A 22,608-nucleotide genomic window follows, 5' to 3' on the forward strand; every position below is an offset into this window, starting at 1 on the left:
AATAAGCAAACTCAAAGCCAAAAATAAAAAACTAAAGTTCATAGGCATTGATTGCAAAAATAAAAGCACAACATTGTTGTGCTTTTGTAGATTATTTATATTCAATTGATTGTGACAACCAGAGAGTTTATTAATCAGTCCAGTTTCGTACTATACGCACTAAAACCGTAAGCCAAAGTTTCTTTTAAATTATCTGATGGCTTGAGACTTCTGTTGATAGCATTAGCAAACGGCACGGGAATCCCTTTGATGGTTTCCGGCAAAATTGCATATTCTGCTGTTGGTTCGACAATGTATTCTGGACACTTCGTTTTCATCCCAGCAGTAGCTAACATTTCTTCTATTTCAGCAGCTGAATATTGTTTGAGATAAACTGGATTTCTCACAAATGGGTTCAGCCTTCTGATAAAATTATGGATAATATGAGAAGGACAAGATTTATTGTGAAATGAATGATTAAAAACAAAAATTCCACCAGGTTTTAACACGCGAGAAATATCAGCCAATAAATTTCTTAGTTGGGCATCTGGAATATGCATAAAAACGCAATTAGAAATTACCAAATCTATAGAATTATCTTCTAAAGGCAATGTTTCAGCAGAAGTGCAAATCAAGTTAAATTCAGCTTCTGGAAAAAAATTGTATTCTTGTTTAACTTTGATTAGCCGCCGCAATAAAGGTTCAGAAATATCAATGCCGTAATATTTCTCGCATTTGAGATTTTTCGCTTTCGAGAGATGTAAAGGTGCGCGACCATAACCAGAACCAATTTCTAGAATAGAACCGACAGATTTATTCAACGGAAATTTGTTCCAAGTACCTCCAGGCGTACCAGTTAACAGAGTGTAATCTTGTTTAATGGGCGATGTCGCTGCAACTTTTTCAATTTTTTGGGAGCCATAATATGTTTTACCAATTGCATCCCATGTTTTTTTATGTTGAGTATTAGTTAATTGTTCATAGTCGCTAGGAAAATAAATTCCATCTCGTAATTCAAAGTCATTTAGACTGGATTTTACATTTGCTAATTGAGACATTATGATTATCCTCATCAATAGTGAATTCTGTTTTCTGTTATACTCTTAACTCAGCATTAACCGCAAGTGATTTTTCCTGAACGGCTAACTCTCAAGCCTTTTTTAAAGTCTATAACTATTTTAAATTCGATGGAATGTGCTAGCAAAGAGCCTATTGCATCCAAGTGAAAACCGCTATAATGACAACCCTTGCTCGATCGCAACACAAGTTCGTATACATTAGTTGATGGACTGCAACAATTGGAGGCGGCGATGGTAGGAGGGTTACAACAAAAACGGGTGGTAGTTGTGGGTGCGGGTTGGGCTGGTTTAGGAGCAACCTACCATTTGGCAAAACAAGGTTATGATGTGACACTTCTGGAAGCAGGCCCCTATCCTGGTGGATTGGTGGCAGGTTGGCAAACATCTGCTGGAAAGTCTGTTGAAGCTGGCATTCATGGGTTCTGGTATCCTTACAGAAATATTTTTTCTTTAATCAATGAATTAGAAATTAATCCTTTTACTACTTGGACTCGTTCTTCGCAATATTCGCCAGCCGGTTTGGAAGTTGAATCACCAATTTTTCAAGATTTACCGCGACTCCCCTCGCCACTAGGAACTTTTCTCTACACTCAGTTTAAGCGGCTGCCACTAATTGACCGTCTCAGCGCCCTGCCTTTACTTTATGCTGTCGTTGATTTTGATAATTCCGATGCAGCTTGGCGGCGCTATGATTTTGTAACTGCCCGTGAATTGTTCAAAGACTTTAACGTTTCTTTCCGACTTTATCGCGAAGCTTTTGAACCGATGTTATTAGTGGGCTTATTTGCCCCTGGCGAACAGTGTTCAGCCGCCGCAACTTTAGGGATGCTTTACTTTTTTATTCTGGCTCATCAACCGGATTTTGATGTGGTTTGGTGTCGGGGAACTGTCGGAGAAAAGATATTTCGTCCTTGGGTAAAACGTATCGAAAAAGCTGGGGCACGAGTGTTGCCAAAGCGTCGGGTTACAGACTTAATTGTTGATAGTAATCAAGTTAAGGGTGTGGTTTGTGGTGATGAAGTTTTTGAAGCAGATGCGGTGATTTTTGCGGTTGGAATCACGGGGATGAAGAAAATTGTCTCAACTAGCCCTAGTTTACAAAGCCGTGAAGAATTTCGTAATTTGAGCAATTTAGGAGCAATTGATGTTTTAGCCACGCGACTATGGTTTGACCGTAAAGTTGATATTCCTCGTCCTTCTAATGCTTGTTTTGGATTCGATGCAACTACAGGTTGGACGTTTTTTGATTTGAATGCTCTACATGATGAATATCGAGATGAGCCGGTAACAGTGATTGAAGCTGATTTCTATCACGCAAATCAGTTTCTAGGTTTGAGTGATGAGGAGATTTTAGCAATCGTTCAGGGTTATTTAGCAACTTGTGTGCCAGCATTTCGGGAGGCAAAGATAATTGATAGCAGTGTAATTCGGCTACTTCAAGCAGTGACTCACTTTGCACCTGGTAGCTATCGTTATATGTTGCCCGCGAAGACAAGTTTTGAGAATGTGTTTATGAGTGGGGATTGGATTGTGAACCGTCATGGTTCCTGGTCGCAGGAAAAAGCTTATGTTACTGGTTTGGAGGCAGCGAATTTGGTAGTGTCTTATTTGGGAAAAGGTCAGCCATCTGAGATTTTAGCTGTAGAAGAGGATGAAGTGCATATCCAAATGGCGCGATCGCTCAACCAAACTTTGCGTAAATTGAGCAAATCTATCCTACCTGACTTTTGGCTGCCGTAATCTGTAGGGTAGCACAGCAGTGCATCCCTACTGCATGTATATTTCTCGCAAATCTAGTTAATCATCAATTGTAATTTAAATTCGATAAGCTAAAGAAAGCGATCGCGATACTATCCTTATAATGTAAATCAAATCACATAAGCTTATGGAGCCAGACTCTTTACCAACTGAGGTGATTCTGACGCACCCGCGTGAGTCCCTCGGTAGAGTGCAACTTGATTGGACACCCCAACCCGGAAACTATCTTGATTTTGAAGGTAAAACCTACGCGGTTTTAGAGCGCCGTCATAGATACAAACTTCAAGCTGGGCGCTACCGCTTGCATAATATTGCCATTTATGTACAGTCTGCTAAACGACCATCTGAGAAAAGTTTGGTAGCGGGACGTTGGGTAGTCGGCGATGCCACCTGCTGCTACAATGCTCATTCAGAACTTATTCGCTGTGCAGTCAACCCCGATGGCCCTTGCGAATCTTGCCGCTTTTATGAAAAGTCTTCGGAGAGACGCGATTAACCGCGTCTGTACAAAATGAGGAGTTAAAAGTTATTCTCCTTCATCTCTTGCATCCCTGTCAGCTTCCCGTACCAAAAACTTCTCCCACAGTTAAGCGGGTACCATTAACAAAATCCCATCCAGACTGGGGACGTTTACCTGCTAACTGAATCTCTCGCAACAGCAATAAACCTTCCCCAGTCTGGACAATCGCACCAATTCCTTTAGCAATGCTGACTACAACTCCTGGTCGATCTGATGTATTTGACAAATCAGGCAATTTATGTACTAATTCTTGTAATTCTGGTGGGAGATCGCAATCGCTTACAGAACCAAGAGGAGCAGAAGCAGTGATTTTCAGCAGGTTGTTACGAAAGGTAGCGGTGCAGTTAGGGTAAAAGCCTCTGATTTGATTGTGTAATTGGATCGCGCTTTTTGACCAATCTAAAGCATAATCTTGTTTTTGAATCAGAGGCGCATAAGTCGCTGCTAAATTATCTTGAGGTATTGGTTGAATTTCTTTACCTTCCAACTTCAACAAAGTTTCTACCAACAAATCCCCACCGATTTCTGCTAGTCTATCGGCTAAATCTTGGGCATTATCCAGTAATCCAATCGGTGTAGTGACTATTTGGAGCATTGCGCCGGTATCCATCCCCACATCCATCAACATGGTGGTGATCCCCGTTTCTCTCTCACCGTTATACAAACACCACTGAATCGGTGCTGCACCGCGATATTTGGGTAAAATCGAGCCATGCACATTAATGCAAGCTAATTTTGGCATATTCAAGATTTTTGCCGATAAAATCTGTCCATAAGCGACAACAACAAACACATCTGCATCTAATTGTTTGAGTTTTGTTAAAGTTTCAGTGTCTTTTTTCACCCGCTCGGGTTGCCATACTGGTAAGTTGTGAGCAGTGGCGATCGCTTTTACGGGTGTTGGCGTCAGTTTATTTCCGCGTTCCCGGCGTTTATCTGGTTGGGTGACAACCGCCAGCACATCAAATTCTGAATGATTCAATAATTTTTCCAAGGTGGGTACAGCAAATTGAGGTGTACCAAAAAATACAATTTTCATTAATAATTAATAGTTTTTAGTCGTGAGTCATTAGTTAATCGTAAGTGCGCCCCTGATAACTGACAACATTTAAGTTTCATGTTGAAACAGAATTCACTAAGCCTGCATCTAGCAGTTCGCCAAGTTTCCTTGGCGGGAGAAAGGGGAAAGGGCAATGGGTAAAGGTGTTTTATCCTTTCCCCTTTAACCTTTAACCTTTACCCAATCCTCACAAGCGCATTTTTGGGTTGGCAGACTACTAGCAGGTTTCTGTATTCGGGACGCAGTTGCAAAATACAGTTGTTAGCTGTAAATAATATTGGCTGTTTGGTGGTACAATATTTTCGTATTCATGAAACCAAAGGCTGCTTGATTAACTTACCGGGTTAAGTTGACAAGCGTAACAGCTAGTATCAGCCGCATTTGCCTCTAGTGAAACAATCACTTAGTGGTTTTTCTTTGCGAGTCGCTAGAGCATCTACCGAGTGAATTTTGTTGTGTTCCCGATCGTCTGCCCGAAATTAACTTTAAATGTAGTTACATTTCCGAAAAACTATTGCGTCTTCTAACTACTTCTGTAGTTTAGATAGCAATTTATAACTTTGGGTTGCTGATAGCAATATATTCTGAGTATGATGTATTATGCGTCCGGTTTCCCAGGTTTTTAATTAACGCCTCACGTTTACTATCATGAGGGTTTGCGCTGTTATATTTAGTGTGTAACCTAGCTTATTTGCTGTGTACTAGCGATCGCTAGTACGATCCCCGATAGCTGAGTTATCTAACTCTTGTTCGCCAGCCTCATTCCTCAAACTATATCCTAAATATTCCTTAACCAAGACTTATTTTTGGTGTGTTTGGGTATAGGCACATTATATATCGTGTAGTAATTACTGAGTTCTCAGCATACTTACTATACTCGCATATTTTTGCGAAAAAATATTCCGTATCTAGGTAAGAAAAGGTGTAGACAATGATACTTAATTTTTGTAAAGCTCTGCAAACTTTGAAGATATTATTTCGTCATTAGTTTTAGTTTCTTGTTATACATATAACTACCACCTGCTCATTGCTGTTGATGTATTGCTTCTCACATAGCAATTGCCCCCTCTAGAGAGTCTACAAATGCTTAAACCCCTTTTGCTGTCAGGATGGTTCCGCACCCAACCATTTCTCAATTATGTTGTCGTTGCGATCCTAATTGCGCCATTATTAGGAGCATCGGCTCACTCGATCCCAGTAAAATCCGAAGTACATAAACTAACTTCGATAACTGAAGAATCTGACTCTGGATCAAAGGAAATAGCTGTAGTTGGGGAACCTGAGATAGCTGAAACATTAAAAACAGATCAAATCGAATCGATCACAGAAGAATTTGACTCTGTGCCAACACAAAGTACTGCTGTTCAGGAACCGCAAGTATTACCAGCAAATAAAATTGAGTCTCCAACTGAAGTAGATAATTATCTCTCAAGCAGCGATTTAGATGTAAGTGATGTAACTGTTCCCGATTCTTTGGCAGCAGTTGAACTCGCACCATCAACAGATGTTCCTGTTAGTCAACTTAATTTAATACGCAAACTTAAAGCTGCTAATGTCAAGTCTTTAAGAGGACAAGAAAATTATCTCTCTAGAGAAAAGTCTTTGACTGAATCATTGACAGCAACTCAAGTAGCACCAGCGATTAAAGAATCTCAATCAACCACAACGACGGAAATACCTGTTGTGGAACCAGTTGATGAGTCCCAAGCAGAACAAATAGACCCAATAGGTAGTCCTCATCCGATTCCTTGGAAATGGATTACAGCAACTCAAGAAGCTGTTGCTGCTAATGGTGGTTCTGGAGTGCGTCACTATCGCAGCGTACCCGTGATTTCTCCAGATGGTAAATATGCTGTTTATAGCCGGGTGCAACTGGAGGTAAAACCCCAAATGTACAACAGTCGTGTCACCAGCGTTCTGTTTGTCCAAGATATGCACACTAACAAATTGTGGGTGATGGCTTCAACGACTCCAGTTAGCGATCCTTTATTAAAGGTAAAGGCTGCAAAAGCGGAGTCTTCAGAAGAAACTGATACGAGCGGTAAGATTGGAGTATTAGTTCCAGTTAGCTGGTCAGAAAAAGGCGATCGCTTCTTAGCACGCAAGTTTGATGGTATATTTAACACGGGTGATTCTACAGATAGTGCTGTGATTTGGGATCGGCAAAAAAATCACACTAACACAGTTGCTCCTCTTAGTGACGAAGAACATGAAAAAGTTGCTGTATTGTTAGGGTGGAGTAAAAGCCAACCAGATCGCGTGTTATTCCGTGCGGGAGAATTGGGCGAGGAAAACTGGCCATTAATACAAGTTGCTAATGATGGCAAGGCTATTACTACAACCGACAGCGATCGGCCGATTACTTTTGGTAAAAAGGTGACAGAAATTTGGGCAGGCCCCCAAGTTGCCTACCGATAGATTATAAAAAACCCTACATACTCCCGTTGTCGTCACTGCTGACAACGGGATTTTTTTATCTGTGTTTTCGGAGAGTGACAGAGGTTGAATATCTTCAATAGACCTCTTGCAAAAGTGCTTTTGCACTCTTGGGGAAAAGGGTAAAGGTTAAAGGGGAAGGGGACAATACAGAGCCTTTTCCCCTTTTCCCGACAAATGCCAAGAAGTCTAATTTTTACTGTTTTGGTGAGATAAATTCAGATTTTCAATCAGCAATATAATATCTGCCAAACCATTTATAAAAAGTAGTTTGTAGTGGGGACTTTAGTCCTCAAAGCCAGGAATAAAGTCCTGACTAGGAACCAACAATTTAACTAGATCGTAAATAAAAATACTTAAAATTAAAGCTAGAGAGGCTTATCACCTCTTTCCCATTCAGGTATAGCACCCTTCACCCGGCGAATGGGTAAATTGGCAATTAAAGCTGTGGTTCGTTGGTTGCTTTCTAAGGAGAACTCCAAGCCCTCTGTCTCAATTTCTACATAGCGACAGACAACATCTAGGATTTCTTTGCGCATTTTTTCCAACGTTTGAGGATCTATATCAGCGCGATCGTGAGCAATCACCAATTGCAGGCGACGTTTAACTTGAGTTCGACTGCTATCAGGGCCGCGAAAAAAAAGTTTTTCTAGAAGTTCAATCATTACGAATAGGTCTGGGGCGGAGACTGGAAAGGTAAGTTAAACAATCTTTGTCCACAACAACCTTCGTAGGCGGGCGAAGATGCTGTCTTGGGACGAGTCGATCTCCAGAAATTCGACACTTTCCCCTTCTAATCTACGAGCAATGTTCTCAAAGGCTGTGGCAGCTAAAGAGGGATTTTCTGCTAACACTAAGGGTTCGCCGCGATTGGTAGATACAATAACACGCTCGTCGTCAGGGATTACCCCGATGAGGGGAATGGCGAGAAGTTCCTGAACATCTTGCACTGACATCATATCATTTGCCTGCACCATTGCGGGTCTGATACGGTTAATTATTAAATGAACACGCTTGATACCTTGTGCTTCTAGTAACCCTACTACCCGATCGGCATCACGAACTGAGGAAATTTCTGGTGTGCTGACAACTAGCGCTTCTTTGGCCGGGCCGATCGCATTTTTAAACCCATTTTCAATACCGGCAGGGCTATCAATAATCACGTACTGATATTTTTGCGCTAGTGCATTCACTAATAACTTCATCTGTTCGGGTGTGACTGCATCTTTAGAGCGATTTTGGGCTGCCGGCAAAAGTACGAGATTCGGTTGGCGCTTATCTTTCACCAAGGCTTGTTCTAATCGGCACTCTCTGGCTAAAACTTCTACCGCAGTATAAACGATGCGGTTTTCTAGCCCTAAGAGCAAATCCAAATTTCTCAAACCAAAATCCGCATCAACCAAAGCAACTTGACGCCCCATTTTGGCTAAAGCCATACCCAAATTTGCTGAAACTGTGGTTTTACCCACTCCTCCTTTACCGGAGGTAATCACAATAATGCGAGTCATGATAGAAATGCGGTCAATGAGGGTTCAGGAAATATAAAACAGTAAATTGCAGTATAAAGTATGAAGTATCGTATCAAGTATGAAGAAATATCTGTTCTCCCTGATGAGGGCGAGGCATAAATATTTGTTTTATTTCATCTTTACTTATATACTTCATTCTTTAAGTAAATATTTATGGTTCTTGATTGCTCTTGGTGAATTGGTTTCTGGAAAAATCAGTCGCCCTAGCGATCCGAATTCCTTGGGGCGTAATATGTGCCACCTCTGGATAAAACTGCACTGGCGGTTTTTCTGGTGCTCTAGCGACAGCATCTGCGATCCGCAGTTGGGTTGGTTCCATTTGCAAGGCCATAATCAGACACTCACTATTGCCTCCAGCCCCAGCATGAGCGATTCCACGCAGACGACCCCAGATAATAATATCTCCATCTGCAATTACAATACCACCTGGATTTACATCTCCCAAGATAATTACTGTCCCAGGATGACGAATTTCTACTCCAGAGCGGACTGTGATTTCTAAATAAAGGGCATCTTCTTGGGGGATCGCTGTAGTTGTTGGCTCAGAACTCAGGGAAGTTACGGGCTGTAATTGTTCTACTGAATACCCAGATGTCACAGCAGCGATCGCAGTTTGCCGCCGACTTGTCGAGACAGATATCAGTCGGAGTTGGACTTCACTCAAAGCCTCGGCGAGTTCTTGGAGTTGTCTGGTATCTACCAAACGGTCTTGTGCCATTAAATGCACAGGTGTATTAGATACCCGGAAGCGATCGCCTGCACTCAGACGTTGTCTGATTTGCTGCCAAATATCAGACCAAGTAAGTTCTGAAGCAGATACTTGAGATTCTGAGGGCAAAATTAATAACAATCGTCCCTCCTTACTTTTTAACTGGACTTGAGTATTATCATTTACGCGATGCGCTGGTAATGCTAACTCATTGGGATTTAAATCAGTCAGGATAAAATCCGATCCGGCATCAGTATTAGTTGACTTTACATCTGGGTCAGCAGGATTTGACTCTACATCTCCAAGAACAGTATTTGATTTTAAATAAAGCAGGACAGATTTTAACTCAGCATCAGGGAGGATAGAATCTGACTCTACATCAGAAACAGTAGAATTTACCTCTATCTCAGAAAGGATAGAGTTTGATTCTGCATTAGGAAGTGCAGAATTTGACTTTAGATTGGGAATCGCAGAATCAGAAGTCATGGAGTACTAGCCAAAAGACAAAGGATACACAGATTTTGGATTTTAAATTTGGGATTTTGGATTTGTATTACCGACAAGGAGTGATGCGTAGCAAAATGTTAGTCTGGCATGAACCAAAATATTATTTAATCTCAAGTCTCAAATCTCAAATTGGCAAGGTCAACCTTTGATAAACTGTCCCCAAGGCATCAGCATCGCCGACATTACCTGGAAACAGCACCACAGGCAAATCAGGAAACTGGGGATGATCGGATGACGTTAACACCATTGAACAACCAGCTAAAATTTGACCGAGTAAACGGGCTGAAGTTAAAGCTAGTCCAGTACTCAAGACATCGTTTGAAGTAATGCCACCCTTGCTGATTAAGAATCCTATATCAGATGGTAAACCGCGCACAATATCCATCAATAAACTTGAAACTTTTTCCCCAAACTCCAATCTTGTCTTGGCATCTTGAAAATTTAGTTCCTGACGGCTAGTATAAACCACTGGTGTTTTGCCAGCTTCGTGTGCCGTCCGTGTACTTTCTTGGATTTCAGTTAGTAATGTCGCAGATTGATTTGCATCATCAAGTAATCGCTCTACATTTACTTCGATGCCGACAGTTCCTTCTAGTTGCAACAGCGCCTCTAATTGCTGGGTAGTCTTTTTCACATGGGAACCAACAATCACCGCACCTGGTTTGCCTTGGCGCACGTACTGAGCCATGTTTTCGGCAGCAATGGGTTGGGGAGGTAAAGCAGCTAAAGCCGTTAAAATGCTTGCTGCACTGCGAAATAGAAAGCGTTTGCCTTGACTTGCGGCTGCTAATATATCCACTGCAAAGCGGTTGAGATCGGCTTGAGTTTCACCATCGACGACAGCGCACTGATTACCATGAAGTTGTAACAATCGTTCCAAACTGCCAGCGCGAATATCGGCCAAGAGAAACCTTTCTACAGCTTCGGCATTAATTCGTCCTTGAGTCTTTTCTTCGACGTACTTGGGTAAGTAACTGTGATGGTAGCTGAAGACGGAATCACGGGCAAATTCGGTTTCATGGACTGGGGTGGGTACACCGCCAATCATCAAGTAATGCACGCTGTCACGGGTGATGCGTCCCCCCTCAAAAAATGCTGGTACGAGAAAATGAGCATCAAAGGGGCCGAGTTCTTGGGCGATCGCATCTGTTTCAATGGGATAATGTCCCCGCAAAGTAGAATCAGAACGGCTGACAACTAGAAAATCTTCAATTCCTTCAGCCTTCAAAGCGATTTTCAGGTTATGGCAAACTTCTTTGGTGACAGATGCAGCTGACTCTGGCGTTAGCGCTCTAGTATTAGTCAGCACAAAGAAAATCGGCGAATCATCCTGTAACCCACTGCGTAGAGTGTCTACATCCCAGTGCATTAGCAGCAGGCAGCTGTGGACTGTTTGAGAACCTGTAGGGTCATCATCCAGGACAATTATTTTGGGTTTGTTGCTCATTTAAGTCAACGGGGCGATTGTTTTCTGAAAAAATATTGGGTGACTAGAAGTCACTACTACATGAGTAAAGTCCACCTCCCGTGAACTAATCCAAAATCAAGGGTTTTCTAACCTGTGGAGGCAGGTAAATTCTCGTGTAACCACTTTTACAAACATTCTCTTAGCCTTTTTGCAATTTTCTGATTTCTGCTTGCACATCGATCGCAATTTGCAATGATTGATTTAGCAGTTGAGCATATTCGCCTGCTTGACTACTAACTTGTAAAGCTCGCAGACTGGCTAAATTATTCACAAATAACTCTTGGTTATTAGCAAGCAATTTTTTATTATCTCGCAAAATTCGTTCCGTTTTCAGAGCGCGAACTAAATCTTCTCTAATTAGTTGCAAGGCAGCAGTGACTTTATCTCGGTCATGGATACTGCTTTCTACGTTTCCTGATGCTGCTAATTGGTCATTAATATCTATAGCAGCAACCAGGTCATGATATTTATCAACTTCATCTAAAAGTATTGTCAGTCCTTCGGGACAGGTTAATTGTCGCCATAGCCATCGCCCCACTAATATCGGCATTGGCACTAAAATTAGTAAAAGAATTCCTAGTCGAACTGAAGAACCAATAGTTGGTAGAATAATAAACGCGTAAACAAAGCCTACAATTATTGGCGTTAGCGCCAGCGTCACCAGCATTTCACTGATAAAAAACCCTAATCGCTTTTTGCCATCTCGCAAAACCGAGGGTCGAAAAACGTCTTCTGGATCGAACCCAGTCAAACGTCTCAGTTCCCCCTTACTAATTTCTAAGCCTATTAAGTCCGGCTGCACGTCTGCATACTCCTATGGAAACCCAAGTTGCGTATTCATTTTAATCGGGTTTACCGTGATGATTGTGGTTATATTCAGGAAACCAGTTTTCATCTAAGATTTGTTCTAAAGAGCCAATGGGTATAGAGGGGAATATGTCAATGGTAAGTTGAGAGCGATCGCTTGCTTCTTTCCTTGCATCTTGATAACATTGATCAAATATTTCTAAAATGTAAGGTTTTAAGCTAGGACTATCTTTGAGTTCATCCTTAATATCTCTACGGAATGTCCTGATTTCACCTTTCCAATGCCCTTCATTTCGCTCCCGTTCCATATCCCAGTATGTAAGCTTAAGTAGATGTTCAAAAAGTCGAATTAACAAACTTTTCACCGTTCGCTTGTGGTTCCTCCCCATATCTTCCAACTCTTCAATTAAGTTATCTAAATCTACAGATGAAAACTGACCAGCGCGAAGTTGGTTGATGGTTGTCCTCAGCCAAAGGTAATAATCTTGGTCGTATAAAGTCTGAGTTGTTGGTTCTATTTGTATCACCATACACTTGTTAAACTCCTATTATTCCTATTAGACACTGGTGTTTTATACACCAATTATGCTTAAGATTTTGAATTCCCTGATGACACCATCATAATAAAGAAAGTTGAGTCACTGGTTTATTGACTATATAAGCCACTGGTCTATTAATTTTTCTCACCTTACCTTCATTTACAGCCCTGTTTAACCAATCCTGCATTTGAGATAATCTGATATCCAAAGATTCCGCCAGAGATTTTGCATCTTTCGGTTGCTGTAAATGATTAAGAATAAATGGTAAAACAGCTTGATAAATATCTTGTGGATGAATATCCAAGACAGTCTTTTGAGTTGTTGTTTCTACCTCAACCTGTACTGATTCAACCAAAGAAGCCGCTTTTGCCAAAAGTTCTCTCAATGAATTATTCCAGGGTTCAGCCGGAAAAGCTTTTGCGCCTTGATTGTGGAGTTGCTGATTACCTTCTGACACAGACCCATCCAACCGGGCAAAAACTGGGATATCTTGAAGTTTGGAAAGCGCTTCTACTGCACCCGCCCAAGTACCGCCTTTACCAAAAGAAGAACTGACTACAAGAGCATAATCTGCTAAAGCATAAATATATTTGTTTCGCCCCATCGCATTACCAGTATTAAAACCAGCTTCAGGGTCATAACTAGAAACTAAAGTAAGCCTACCCTCTTGAATACTAGAGCGATATTTGCTGTTCACTGCCGATTTCGTCAAACTATCCGCTAAGACACCAACAGATGTTCCTCCTGCGTCCAACACGGCTAGCATTGCTGCTTGGTCTACCCCACGCGCCCCACCAGAAATCACTTGCATTTCTTGTACAGCGCTGTTTTGTGCAACTCTTCGCGTGTAACCAAGTATTTCGTCATCGACATCACGAGAACCGAGAATTGCTAATCCTCCTAGAGATAGCAGTTCGATATTGCCAACACCATAGAGAATTGCTGGTGCTGAATGTCTCAGCTTTTGCTTGAGACGTTTAGGATAGTTTGCGTCACTTCTTCCCAACACCCACAATCCCTGATTAGTCCACTTCTCAACAGCTAAACTTAGCATCATACCCCGTTCTAATAAAGCTGAAAGCCTTTCAGGGTTAAGCTTATTAACAGTAATTTTTTCTAACTGTTCTTTGCCTGTAGATTCTAGTAAATCTGCCGGACGCATCTGGTTTTCCCGCAACCACTCTGTTAGAGAATTATATTCACTCAGGGTTAGGGGTTGTGGCTCAATTTGGCGATTTTGCCCAAAGCTGGCACACAACAGCAAAATTGCTTGAGTATCTGGTTGCAGGACATGATTTAACATGATTTTCTAATCCCCTTGACCGAATGAATTGAGTGCTAATGCCACAGGAAAAACTACCCCACTGTTAGCACGACGCAAAAGTGCTGCAATTACAGTAAAAGTCCAACGGGAATCAACTATATCATCAACCAAGAAAACAGAACCACTCATTCCTTGCCAAGAGTCAACGGCAAAAGCCCCGTCCAAATTATGAGCTTGTTGGTAACTGTTGCTCATCTTTTTCTGCAATTCAGTTTGGTGAACTTTCTGCACAATTGGCATAAAAGGTAAGCCTAATTTATCTGCCAGTTTTTGAGCAAAGCTTGGTACGAGTTCTGGACGATTCAATGAGGGAACACAAGTTATCCAAGTCGGAAAGGGTTTTGGTAGCCAACGTTGAATCATGTCAAAAATACCCTGGACTAGTGCATCATCAAAATGATTATCTTGATATTTACCCTGCTTGACTAATTCTCCCCAACCTGCATCGCCCCATAAAGATAATGCCCTTCCTTCTTCTGCTTGAAAATTATTTTTAATATTGCCTGAAAAGCCATAATTAGGCAATGCTTGTGGTGTCCATTGTTTGCGTGGCTCAATGATTTGGTCGCTGCGACGTAAATATTAAATTGCTTTATTTACAAGCTCAATTGAGAAAGCTTCTGGTAATAACGGTCTATTTAAACACACAGCACATTTACCGCAAGCTGTGGGATGAGGATCGTCTAATTCTGTTGCGAGAAAACTCATCAAGCATTCTTGACTTTGCATATATTGTAACATTCTAGCTTGTTCTTGGCGACGAATGTGTGTAAGCTTTTCAATTTTTTCAGTGTCAGGTTGATAAGAGACTGGGGTCAGATACCATTTTGAATTTTGCTTAGTTACAGGTGCAGGAAATTCTAGTGAAAGCAGTTTTAAAACTTTCTCAATTTGTCCTCGTGATAGATTCAGTTGCTGCTCCAATTGGGGAATAGAAAAACCATCTAAAGCTGCATTAAGTGCATTTAAAATTTGTTGCGTATGCACCTCTGGAGGAAAAGCTGTATTGATGAAATAGTTAGTTATATCATCATCCTCATCACCACTGAGAAGAATTCCATAAGCTTTTTCTACCGCTCTTCCTGCTCGTCCTACCTGCTGATAATAATGGACAACTGAGCCAGGACGCTGGTAATGAATGACAAATCCTAAATCTGGTTTGTCAAAACCCATTCCTAATGCTGTTGTTGCTACTAATACTTTAATTTCATTGTTCAAAAGCTCATCTTCTAATACTATACGAACTTCATTGTCTAAATTACTATGATATGCCTTAGCATGAATATTTTGAGTTTTTAACCAATTGGCAACTCTTTCAGCATCTCTCACAGTTAAGGTATAAATAATCCCACTTCCTGGTAAATTAGGAAGCTGTTGAGCTAACCATGCGATTCGTGCTGCTGGGCTGGGGATAGAAATATTTTGCAGATGTAAACTTTGTCTGGTTAAATTTCCTCTGGAAACACGCAGATTTGATCCTAATTGAGCAACTAAATCGTTTACAACTCGATTGTTAGCTGTAGCCGTTGTTGCTAAGACTGGGATATTTTGGGGAAGTGCCTGTAAAATTCTCACAATCCGGCGATAATCAGGGCGAAAATCATGTCCCCAATCGGAAATACAATGAGCTTCGTCAACAACAAATAAACCTATGCATTGAGATACTGGTAAAAGAATTTTTTCCCGAAATTCTTCGTTAGCTAGTCTTTCGGGAGAAATTAGCAGAATATCTACTTCTCCTGCTAGCAACTGTGTTCCTACTAATTGCCATTCATCTGTATTGCTGGAGTTAATTGTTTTGGCTTTTACACCAATGCGTTGGGCTGCTACAATTTGGTTTCGCATCAAAGCCAGTAGTGGCGAAATCAAAAGAGTAGAACCAGCGCCTCGATCGCGTAGCAAGCGAGTTGCTAAAAAATAAACTAGACTTTTACCCCAACCGGTACGTTGAACAACTAGTAGACGCGATCGCTGCTGGAGTAATTCTTCAATCGCTTCCCATTGTCCAGGGCGAAAATTGGCTGTGGAATTATCAAGCGCTTGACGCAGAAGCAATAATCCCTGTTTTTGGAGGTCGGTTGTCATATATACTAAGTAGCTTTTGTCATTTCTGTTGTAACATCAAAGACAAACAAAACTTAGTTGTGTTTAAGACTTACACCGCTTCTTTGTAAGGCTGTACCAAATGTGTGGGAATCTTCAACAGGTGTTCGAGGTTTGGGTTGTAGCTTTGACCTGCTAACGCTACATACTCAGCATCCATCATGCTGAGGTTATGAATTTCAGTTAAGGTGCAATACCGAAAATATTCCTTAAGTCTAAATTAAAGCTTACTCAAAGAATGAGGTTTTCATTTCCCAAGTCATTGAGAATATACGAGTTCCCATTCATTAACCTCCAAATATCAGTCTGATAAATCGATTATTACTGAGGCAAAAATGGCTAAAACTAAAGCTAAATCAACAGACATTCTTTCATTAATTGAAGCAGAGCATCGGCAAATTGAGAAACTTTTTGCAGAAGCAGAAAAAGCTAAAGGTGCAAAGTTGGTTGAGCAATTCAATCAAATCTATATAGAAGCGATCTTACATGCAAGAACTGAAGAATTAGTCTTCTACCCAGCTTTGCGAGAATATGAAGAAACTGAAGAATATGTTGAAGAAGCTGAAGAAGAACATGAAGAAATTTCAGTTATTTTAGAAGAAATTAAGGCGCTTAAGCCTAATAACCCTGAATTTAAAGAAAAAATGAGTGAATTGAAGGAAACACTTGAGCATCATGTAAAAGAAGAAGAAAGCGAGATTTTTAATGCTGTGCACGAATGTATGAGCGAGCAAGAGCTAACTGAATTAGGACAAGAGTTTGAAGAAACTAAAGCTAAGTTGGTGTCAAATGTAGAAGCTGCATTAGCAATGTAGTAATGCGCTTTGTTCTAGATGTTTGCATAAATATGTTAGCCATAATTTACACGTAATTAGGGCATTAAAATTACCAAAATATTCCTTCATTAAAGAGTAGAAAAATGACTGCTACAAATGCTAAGAACAAAATTCGTTACGCCGTTGTTGGTTTAGGTTGGTTTGCCCAAGAAGCTGCCTTACCTTCGTTTGCCAACACCGAAAACTCAGAATTAGTGGCACTAGTTTCAGATGATCCCACTAAAAACGAAGAACTGAGCAAAAAGTATGGTATTGAGCATACTTACTCCTACGAAGAGTATGAGGACTGTTTGGCAAGCGGCGAGGTTGATGCAGTTTATATTGCGCTACCTAATCACTTGCATTGTGACTACACTGTGCGGGCTGCTAATCAGGCAATTCATGTGTTATGTGAAAAGCCAATGGCAGTTACAGAAAAAGAGTGTGAAACAATGATTCAAGCTGCTAATGATAACAATGTGAAGCTGATGATTGCCTATCGCTTACATTTAGAAGCAGCCAATTTACAAGCAGTTGAAATTTTGCGCTCAAAGCAAATTGGTGAACCACGGATTTTCAATTCGGTTTTTACTCAGCAAGTAGAAGAGGGCAATATTCGTTTACGAGATGTTACCGGTGGTGGCACGCTCTACGATATTGGCATCTACTGCATTAATGCTGCACGTTATCTATTTCAAGATGAACCAATTGAAGTATTTGCCGTAGCTGCCAATAACGGAGAACAACGCTTCAGCGAAGTGGAAGAAATGGCTAGCGTCATCTTGCGTTTTCCGAATGAGCGATTGGCAACATTTACCTGTAGTTTTGGAGGGGCAAGTGTTTCAACTTATCAGATTGTAGGTACTCAAGGCGATTTACGAGTAGACCCCGCATATCCTTGGCAGGGAGAAATCAAGCATTACCTGACAATTAATGGTGAAACTCAAGAGCGTACCTTTGAAGATCGCGATCAACTAGCGGCTGAATTTACCTACTTCTCTGATTGTATTCTCGAAGATAAAGACCCAGAACCATCTGGGACGGAAGGGTTGATTGATGTTTCGATTATTCAAGCACTTTACGAGTCAATTGAGACAGGTAAACCTGTACAGATCCAAACTCGCAATCGCCATCAACGTCCCACATCGGCTCAAACTATTGAGCGTCCTCCTAATGACGAGAAGCCAGACTTAATTCATGCTGCTGCACCTTCTAGCGAGTCGTAAGGTTGGTTTCCGAATGGGAATGCATTTATGTAGGCTGCTGCCTGCAATTATAAATTGAGTCAGCAGCCTCTAATCAAACCACTAGTTATGTTGTAGCGATCGCTTAACAGAAACATCGGCTATTCATAACATAATAAGGACACAATATTATAGTTGTGCCCTTATATGTTATTTATTCAATTAAAAACTGCTGTCTATGCCCAAATATTAAGGATAAAGACCTCTGTCAGTCAACGCTTGAGCCACTCTACCTACCCCCAGTGTATAAGCTGCTAGCCTTAAAGAAATTTGCCGTACCTCCGACTGATGAATCACCTTGCGATAGGCTTGCACCATCAAATGTTCCATTTCGCGGTTGACGCGCTCCTCATCCCAAAATACGTAAGAAAGACCTTGCACCCACTCTAAATAACTGACTACTACACCGCCAGCATTCGCCAAAATATCTGGTAACACTGTCACACCCCGCGCCTCTAAGGCCAAGTTAGCCTCAAGAGTAACCGGGCCGTTAGCTGCTTCTGCGACAATTTGCGCCTGCACCTGATTCACATTTTCTTCAGTGATTTGGTTCTCCAAAGCTGCTGGTATTAAGACATCACAGGGTAGAGTTAATAAATCTGCATTGCTAATTGGTACAGATTGCGGGAAACCGACAATACTCTTGCGATTTTCAGCCGCGTAGACTTTTAATTTGGGAATATCAAGACCAGCTTCGGAGAATATTCCGCCTGCACCAGTTGAAACGGCGATAATTTTCGCGCCTGCTTCATGTAGTAATTCTGCTGCGGCACAGCCAACGTTACCGAAACCCTGAATGGCTACTCGCACTCCTACCAAAGATTTACCTCGATCTGCTAGCGCCTCACGGACAATAATCATTGTGCCACGTCCGGTTGCCATTTCTCGTCCCAGAGAACCACCAATCGAAAGGGGTTTCCCAGTTACAACTCCTGGTACAGCATGACCAACATTCACAGAGTAAGTATCCATCATCCAAGCCATTTCACGGGCAGAAGTACCCATATCTGGCGCAGGAATATCTACAGAAGGCCCAATATCTTTAATCAACTCGCTGATATAACGGCGACTGATTCGCTCTAATTCGCCAACACTGTAGCGTTTGGGATCTATAGCAATGCCACCTTTCCCACCACCGTAAGGAATACCTAATAAGGCACATTTCCAGGTCATCAGCATTGCTAAAGCAGATACTTCGCGCAATGTCACAGCCGGATGGTAACGAATTCCGCCCTTGTATGGGCCTAAGACATCAGAGTGCTGCACTCGGTGTCCAGCGAGAACTTGTATTTCCCCATCATCTAGTTTCACGGGAATGGAAACCGTGACAACCTTACGCGGGTGGCTGAGAATTTCTAGCAAACCCTGATTTAAATTTAATTCTTTAGCTGCCGCTTCTAAGTAACTACACGCTTGGTCAAAGGGGCATATATGCGCTGGCGAAGCAGGTTCTGACAGCAACGAGGATCTTGAAATCATAAATTTTCTCCTAATCACGGTATCTTTGCGAACCGGATCTCATCTGTACCTAAGCTTATCCTTTTTTTTGGGTAAAAGACTTATTTTGTAGTTTTTGTTACAGTTTTATATTGTATATTCTGCTCTGGGTGTAAAGCAGTCCGCCCACCGTTAAAACGGCGGTCTAATAACCCAAGTCCATTAAAATGGACTGTAATCTTCAGTCCTCTTCAGAAGACTTTTGCTATGAGACAGGGATTTTAATCCCTGGCGGACGTTCGGTTTCACGTTAAGTTGACACCAATGACATCTTGTCCGCCCCTGTCAACGGGCGCTCGTGTCGCCCACCCCACAAGAGTGGATAATTTATTTCTTGGAAGTCCCATAGCAAAGTGCTGTACATGGATAGCGGGGCGTTGAGCCAGTGCTAAGTATAAAACCCAGTTTTGTCAAGGCTTTGAGCGATCAACACTGTCGCAATCTATGTAACTGTGGTTCTGGTGCATTTGTTCTAGGAGAATAGTTTACTGCTGTAGGCATCGCTTCGCACCGTTGATTGCCTCTTCCTCTAAAGTTGCGATGAAAGGTTCTGCCTGCGATCGGAATTGGCTTGTTAGCTGCCGATGATGTAAGCTTTGACAAAATCTATAAAAAAATTTCTTCATCCACTGTGAATAATGCTATCGAGTTGGAGTTCAAGATAGATAGTTTTAAATCCGCTTTTGTTTGGGGATTCACCAATTTGGTAAAAACCGCGTTTGAGATAAAGCATCCGGGCTACATAAGAAGAAGGATGTTCCCAAGTATACAAACGTAAGTACCTTTTTGCTTTTGCTTGTGCTAAGTCGATGGTAAAGTCTAATAGCTCTTTTCCAATTCCTTTTCCTCGAAATCGTGATGCTACACAAAACCAGCCTAACCAGTCAGCTTCTTGTTCGTCTTCGCTTTTGCAATATAACCCAGTTAGCCCAATTACTTGGAAAGATTGCTCATCGATCGCAACCCAGTAATTGAGTTGGGTAATTCCACTGTTTGAAAACCATTGAGCATATTCATCTAGATATAAACTTGCCACCAGCGATGGACTATCACTACTATTACTCACGCCTGGGAAAACTTCTTCTCTTAGGTGAATTGCTTGCTCCAAGGTTGCTATCGATAATGATTCAATGTACATAGCACTAGTCACTCAAGCTTAAAGTAGCTATACCTATATCGAAGCTACTATCTCAATTAATCTGTAAATTTTTCGGTGAGCAGGCATTAAGTGGGAACCATTATTGCTGCCATTCTCTCTCTTCATCCTGAAGAACTAATTTTACCCTAGCTTTCATACCTAATTTGCTTTTCCTCTTTGAGTTTGTTTTTTTTCCTAGTTGAGCATGGCACCAAATCTAAACGAAATACGAGCATGTCCTGAATCTGAATGCTGTTTTCGTAACTTGGCTGAGGTAAATACCAAAAGTAGTCATGGCGCACACGATCCATCCGAAATCCGCACTTTTGATAAAAAGCAATGTTGCCAAGACTTGAATTAGACGTGCCAACGAGCATCTGTTTCTTGCCGCGTTGCTTCGCCTCTTGAATCAACCAAGCAACGAACTCCTTACCTAAACCCTGCCTTTGAAACTCAGGGGCTATACCAAGTTCCATAATTTCGCAGGGGTCGCTGCGCCATTTCATCGTTGCTGCACCAACCAAGTGTTCGTTGTCGTCCATGCGATATACAGCATCAACGAGGTTAGCAAGCCCCCATCGCAGTGCACGCTCCGATTCTTCTGCCAACAGTAGTATCGGAATCAGCGCTTCAAGTTCGTCGTCACGAGCTTGTCGAATAGCAATCGCCATTCATATTCCCTTTTAATCACAATTTATTTTTCAAAACTATAGTAACAAGTAGATGCAATACTACTCGCTTTGTGCATTTTGAACTCAGAATTTGGTTTGGGGAAAAGGTTACTGGGGTTGGGTTAAAGGTTTTTTCTTTCCCTTTTCCCCCGCCCCTTATCCCCTTCTTGGGGCCCCACCTTCCCCTTTTCCCTTTAACGTTTTTGACTTGAGGAGGTGACAAGGGAGCTAAAGAGCTGCTAACGCGATCGCGGCATTCTGTCCCCCAAAGCCAAAACTCAAACATAATACCTGTCGAATTTTACTTATACGTGCAGATGTCACGATATCTAAATCAAACTCTGGCTGCTGCAATCCTAAACAAGGCGGTAATATTTGATGCTTTAGCGCCATGAGAGAAAAAGCTACACCTATAGCTCCAGATGCCCCTAGTGTATGACCTGTGCTTCCCTTGGTGGAACTAACCGCCACGCCTTGGGGAAACAAACGCTGAATTACCATGCTCTCCATCTGGTCATTTAGTTGGGTAGCTGTACCATGAGCATGAATGTAATCAATATCGCCTGGTAATAGACAACTACGTTCTAGACATTGTTTGATAGCAGCGATCGCACTTTTGGCTTCGGGTTCTGGTGAATTACTATGATATGCGTCGTTGGTTAAGCTGAAACCGAGAATTTCACCATACACTTTTGCTTGACGCTGCTTTGCCAACTCTGCTGATTCTAAGACAAACACAGCTGCGCCTTCACCCAAGACTAAGCCTTCTCTGTGCAAATCAAAGGGATAAGCCCCAGTTTTTGCCAAAGCACCCATCTGTTGAAACCCAGCTAAAGTTAAAGGTGTAATCGGTGCTTCTACTGCACCTGCGATCGCTTGTTGACATTGCCCAGTTTGTATAAGCATAGCTGCTTGGGCAATAGACCAAATTCCAGTAGTACAAGCTGCCATCGGTGCCAAAACTATCCCCGATGCACCGATTTGTCTTGCAGCTGCGATCGCATTTATATGAGGTAATGTATCTAGCCAATTTCCCAAAGAGGACACAGGAAAATTTTCCGCGTTATACATTTGCCGCGCCAATTTTTCCCAAGACGCTTGATAAGAGCGACTCGATCCAATGACTACAGCACAATCAGCTAAAGGTGCAACTAACCCAGAATCTTGTAAAGCAGAAGCAACAACCATCCGAGTTAACCTTGTCAACTCAGATGGTTGTTCGCCAATCAAACCTAGAGGAAGTGGTGTAAATTCTGAAAATGGTTGATGTAACCGAATTCCAGATTTACCTGCGATTAAATTTCGCCAGCTATCCTCGAAGCTTCCACCCAAGGCGGAAACTAAACCAATACCAGTAACAACAATTTTGACCAATTTAGGAGTTAAGAGTTAAGAGTTTTTCCTTTGCCCCCCTGCTCCCACTTC

General features: G+C 41.7%; 21 protein-coding genes. 5 read left to right on the top strand and 16 right to left on the bottom strand.

The window, feature by feature from the left end:
* Nucleotides 1-134 precede the first annotated feature (134 nt).
* A complete protein-coding gene (locus tag NSTC731_RS23145) occupies nucleotides 135-1,037 on the bottom strand; it encodes a class I SAM-dependent methyltransferase (RefSeq protein WP_289797938.1) in 903 nt (300 codons plus the stop codon).
* Between the two features lie 252 nt (nucleotides 1,038-1,289).
* Here NSTC731_RS23145 and NSTC731_RS23150 point away from each other — a divergent pair, with 252 nt between their 5' ends.
* Nucleotides 1,290-2,798 (top strand): hydroxysqualene dehydroxylase, encoded by a 1,509-nt coding sequence (locus NSTC731_RS23150; RefSeq protein ID WP_445632152.1) that lies wholly within the window; start codon nucleotides 1,290-1,292, stop codon nucleotides 2,796-2,798.
* A 145-nt stretch (nucleotides 2,799-2,943) separates the two neighbouring features.
* Nucleotides 2,944-3,312, top strand: a complete 369-nt coding sequence (locus tag NSTC731_RS23155; RefSeq protein ID WP_322674884.1) for a DUF6464 family protein — start codon at nucleotides 2,944-2,946, stop codon at nucleotides 3,310-3,312.
* Nucleotides 3,313-3,370: 58 nt separating this feature from the next.
* On the opposite strand, the gene fmt is transcribed toward NSTC731_RS23155, so the two are convergent.
* Nucleotides 3,371-4,375: a methionyl-tRNA formyltransferase gene (fmt, locus tag NSTC731_RS23160; protein ID WP_445626975.1), complete on the bottom strand. Its 1,005-nt coding sequence runs from the start codon at nucleotides 4,373-4,375 to the stop codon at nucleotides 3,371-3,373.
* A gap of 1,104 nt (nucleotides 4,376-5,479) precedes the next feature.
* On the opposite strand from fmt, the gene NSTC731_RS23165 reads away from it, so the two are divergent.
* On the top strand, nucleotides 5,480-6,814 hold the full coding sequence (locus NSTC731_RS23165) for a hypothetical protein (RefSeq protein ID WP_445626976.1): 1,335 nt from the start codon (nucleotides 5,480-5,482) through the stop codon (nucleotides 6,812-6,814).
* Between the two features lie 386 nt (nucleotides 6,815-7,200).
* Here the strand turns inward: NSTC731_RS23165 and minE are convergent, their stop codons facing one another.
* The 9 genes from minE to NSTC731_RS23210 form a co-directional block, all read right to left on the bottom strand.
* Nucleotides 7,201-7,497 (bottom strand): cell division topological specificity factor MinE, encoded by a 297-nt coding sequence (minE, locus tag NSTC731_RS23170; RefSeq protein ID WP_292776638.1) that lies wholly within the window; start codon nucleotides 7,495-7,497, stop codon nucleotides 7,201-7,203.
* A 36-nt stretch (nucleotides 7,498-7,533) separates the two neighbouring features.
* Nucleotides 7,534-8,340, bottom strand: coding sequence for a septum site-determining protein MinD (gene minD, locus NSTC731_RS23175; protein WP_012410009.1), 807 nt, complete (start codon nucleotides 8,338-8,340; stop codon nucleotides 7,534-7,536).
* A gap of 172 nt (nucleotides 8,341-8,512) precedes the next feature.
* A complete protein-coding gene (minC, locus tag NSTC731_RS23180; protein ID WP_445626977.1) occupies nucleotides 8,513-9,556 on the bottom strand; it encodes a septum site-determining protein MinC in 1,044 nt (347 codons plus the stop codon).
* 145 nt (nucleotides 9,557-9,701) lie between these two features.
* Nucleotides 9,702-11,024: a four-carbon acid sugar kinase family protein gene (locus tag NSTC731_RS23185; protein WP_445626978.1), complete on the bottom strand. Its 1,323-nt coding sequence runs from the start codon at nucleotides 11,022-11,024 to the stop codon at nucleotides 9,702-9,704.
* A 160-nt stretch (nucleotides 11,025-11,184) separates the two neighbouring features.
* A complete protein-coding gene (locus tag NSTC731_RS23190; RefSeq protein ID WP_322711332.1) occupies nucleotides 11,185-11,847 on the bottom strand; it encodes a hypothetical protein in 663 nt (220 codons plus the stop codon).
* A gap of 40 nt (nucleotides 11,848-11,887) precedes the next feature.
* Nucleotides 11,888-12,382 carry a DUF29 domain-containing protein gene (locus tag NSTC731_RS23195; RefSeq protein ID WP_445626979.1) on the bottom strand — a complete coding sequence of 165 codons (495 nt, stop codon included), beginning with the start codon at nucleotides 12,380-12,382 and terminating at the stop codon, nucleotides 11,888-11,890.
* An 88-nt stretch (nucleotides 12,383-12,470) separates the two neighbouring features.
* Nucleotides 12,471-13,694, bottom strand: a complete 1,224-nt coding sequence (locus NSTC731_RS23200) for a DNA-processing protein DprA (protein ID WP_445626980.1) — start codon at nucleotides 13,692-13,694, stop codon at nucleotides 12,471-12,473.
* 6 nt (nucleotides 13,695-13,700) lie between these two features.
* Nucleotides 13,701-14,240 carry a hypothetical protein gene (locus NSTC731_RS23205; RefSeq protein ID WP_445626981.1) on the bottom strand — a complete coding sequence of 180 codons (540 nt, stop codon included), beginning with the start codon at nucleotides 14,238-14,240 and terminating at the stop codon, nucleotides 13,701-13,703.
* A gap of 57 nt (nucleotides 14,241-14,297) precedes the next feature.
* The gene (locus NSTC731_RS23210) at nucleotides 14,298-15,800 is read right to left on the bottom strand and encodes a RecQ family ATP-dependent DNA helicase (protein WP_445626982.1); all 1,503 of its coding nucleotides are present in this window, start codon (nucleotides 15,798-15,800) and stop codon (nucleotides 14,298-14,300) included.
* A gap of 353 nt (nucleotides 15,801-16,153) precedes the next feature.
* Here NSTC731_RS23210 and NSTC731_RS23215 point away from each other — a divergent pair, with 353 nt between their 5' ends.
* Both NSTC731_RS23215 and NSTC731_RS23220 read left to right on the top strand, forming a co-directional pair.
* Nucleotides 16,154-16,633, top strand: coding sequence for a hemerythrin domain-containing protein (locus NSTC731_RS23215; RefSeq protein WP_445626983.1), 480 nt, complete (start codon nucleotides 16,154-16,156; stop codon nucleotides 16,631-16,633).
* A 104-nt stretch (nucleotides 16,634-16,737) separates the two neighbouring features.
* Nucleotides 16,738-17,859, top strand: coding sequence for a Gfo/Idh/MocA family oxidoreductase (locus NSTC731_RS23220; protein WP_445626984.1), 1,122 nt, complete (start codon nucleotides 16,738-16,740; stop codon nucleotides 17,857-17,859).
* Nucleotides 17,860-18,066: 207 nt separating this feature from the next.
* Here NSTC731_RS23220 and NSTC731_RS23225 read toward each other — a convergent pair whose 3' ends face one another.
* From NSTC731_RS23225 to NSTC731_RS23245, 5 genes are all read right to left on the bottom strand, one after another.
* Nucleotides 18,067-19,356 carry a Glu/Leu/Phe/Val family dehydrogenase gene (locus NSTC731_RS23225; protein WP_445626985.1) on the bottom strand — a complete coding sequence of 430 codons (1,290 nt, stop codon included), beginning with the start codon at nucleotides 19,354-19,356 and terminating at the stop codon, nucleotides 18,067-18,069.
* Between the two features lie 444 nt (nucleotides 19,357-19,800).
* Nucleotides 19,801-19,977, bottom strand: a complete 177-nt coding sequence (locus tag NSTC731_RS23230; RefSeq protein WP_445626986.1) for a hypothetical protein — start codon at nucleotides 19,975-19,977, stop codon at nucleotides 19,801-19,803.
* Between the two features lie 19 nt (nucleotides 19,978-19,996).
* Nucleotides 19,997-20,512: a GNAT family N-acetyltransferase gene (locus NSTC731_RS23235; RefSeq protein WP_445626987.1), complete on the bottom strand. Its 516-nt coding sequence runs from the start codon at nucleotides 20,510-20,512 to the stop codon at nucleotides 19,997-19,999.
* A 146-nt stretch (nucleotides 20,513-20,658) separates the two neighbouring features.
* Nucleotides 20,659-21,183, bottom strand: a complete 525-nt coding sequence (locus NSTC731_RS23240; RefSeq protein ID WP_445626988.1) for a GNAT family N-acetyltransferase — start codon at nucleotides 21,181-21,183, stop codon at nucleotides 20,659-20,661.
* A 228-nt stretch (nucleotides 21,184-21,411) separates the two neighbouring features.
* Complete coding sequence (locus tag NSTC731_RS23245; RefSeq protein WP_445626989.1) at nucleotides 21,412-22,557, bottom strand: beta-ketoacyl-ACP synthase; 1,146 nt, start codon at nucleotides 22,555-22,557, stop codon at nucleotides 21,412-21,414.
* Nucleotides 22,558-22,608: the final 51 nt, after the last annotated feature.

The organism is Nostoc sp. DSM 114167 (assembly GCF_052692655.1).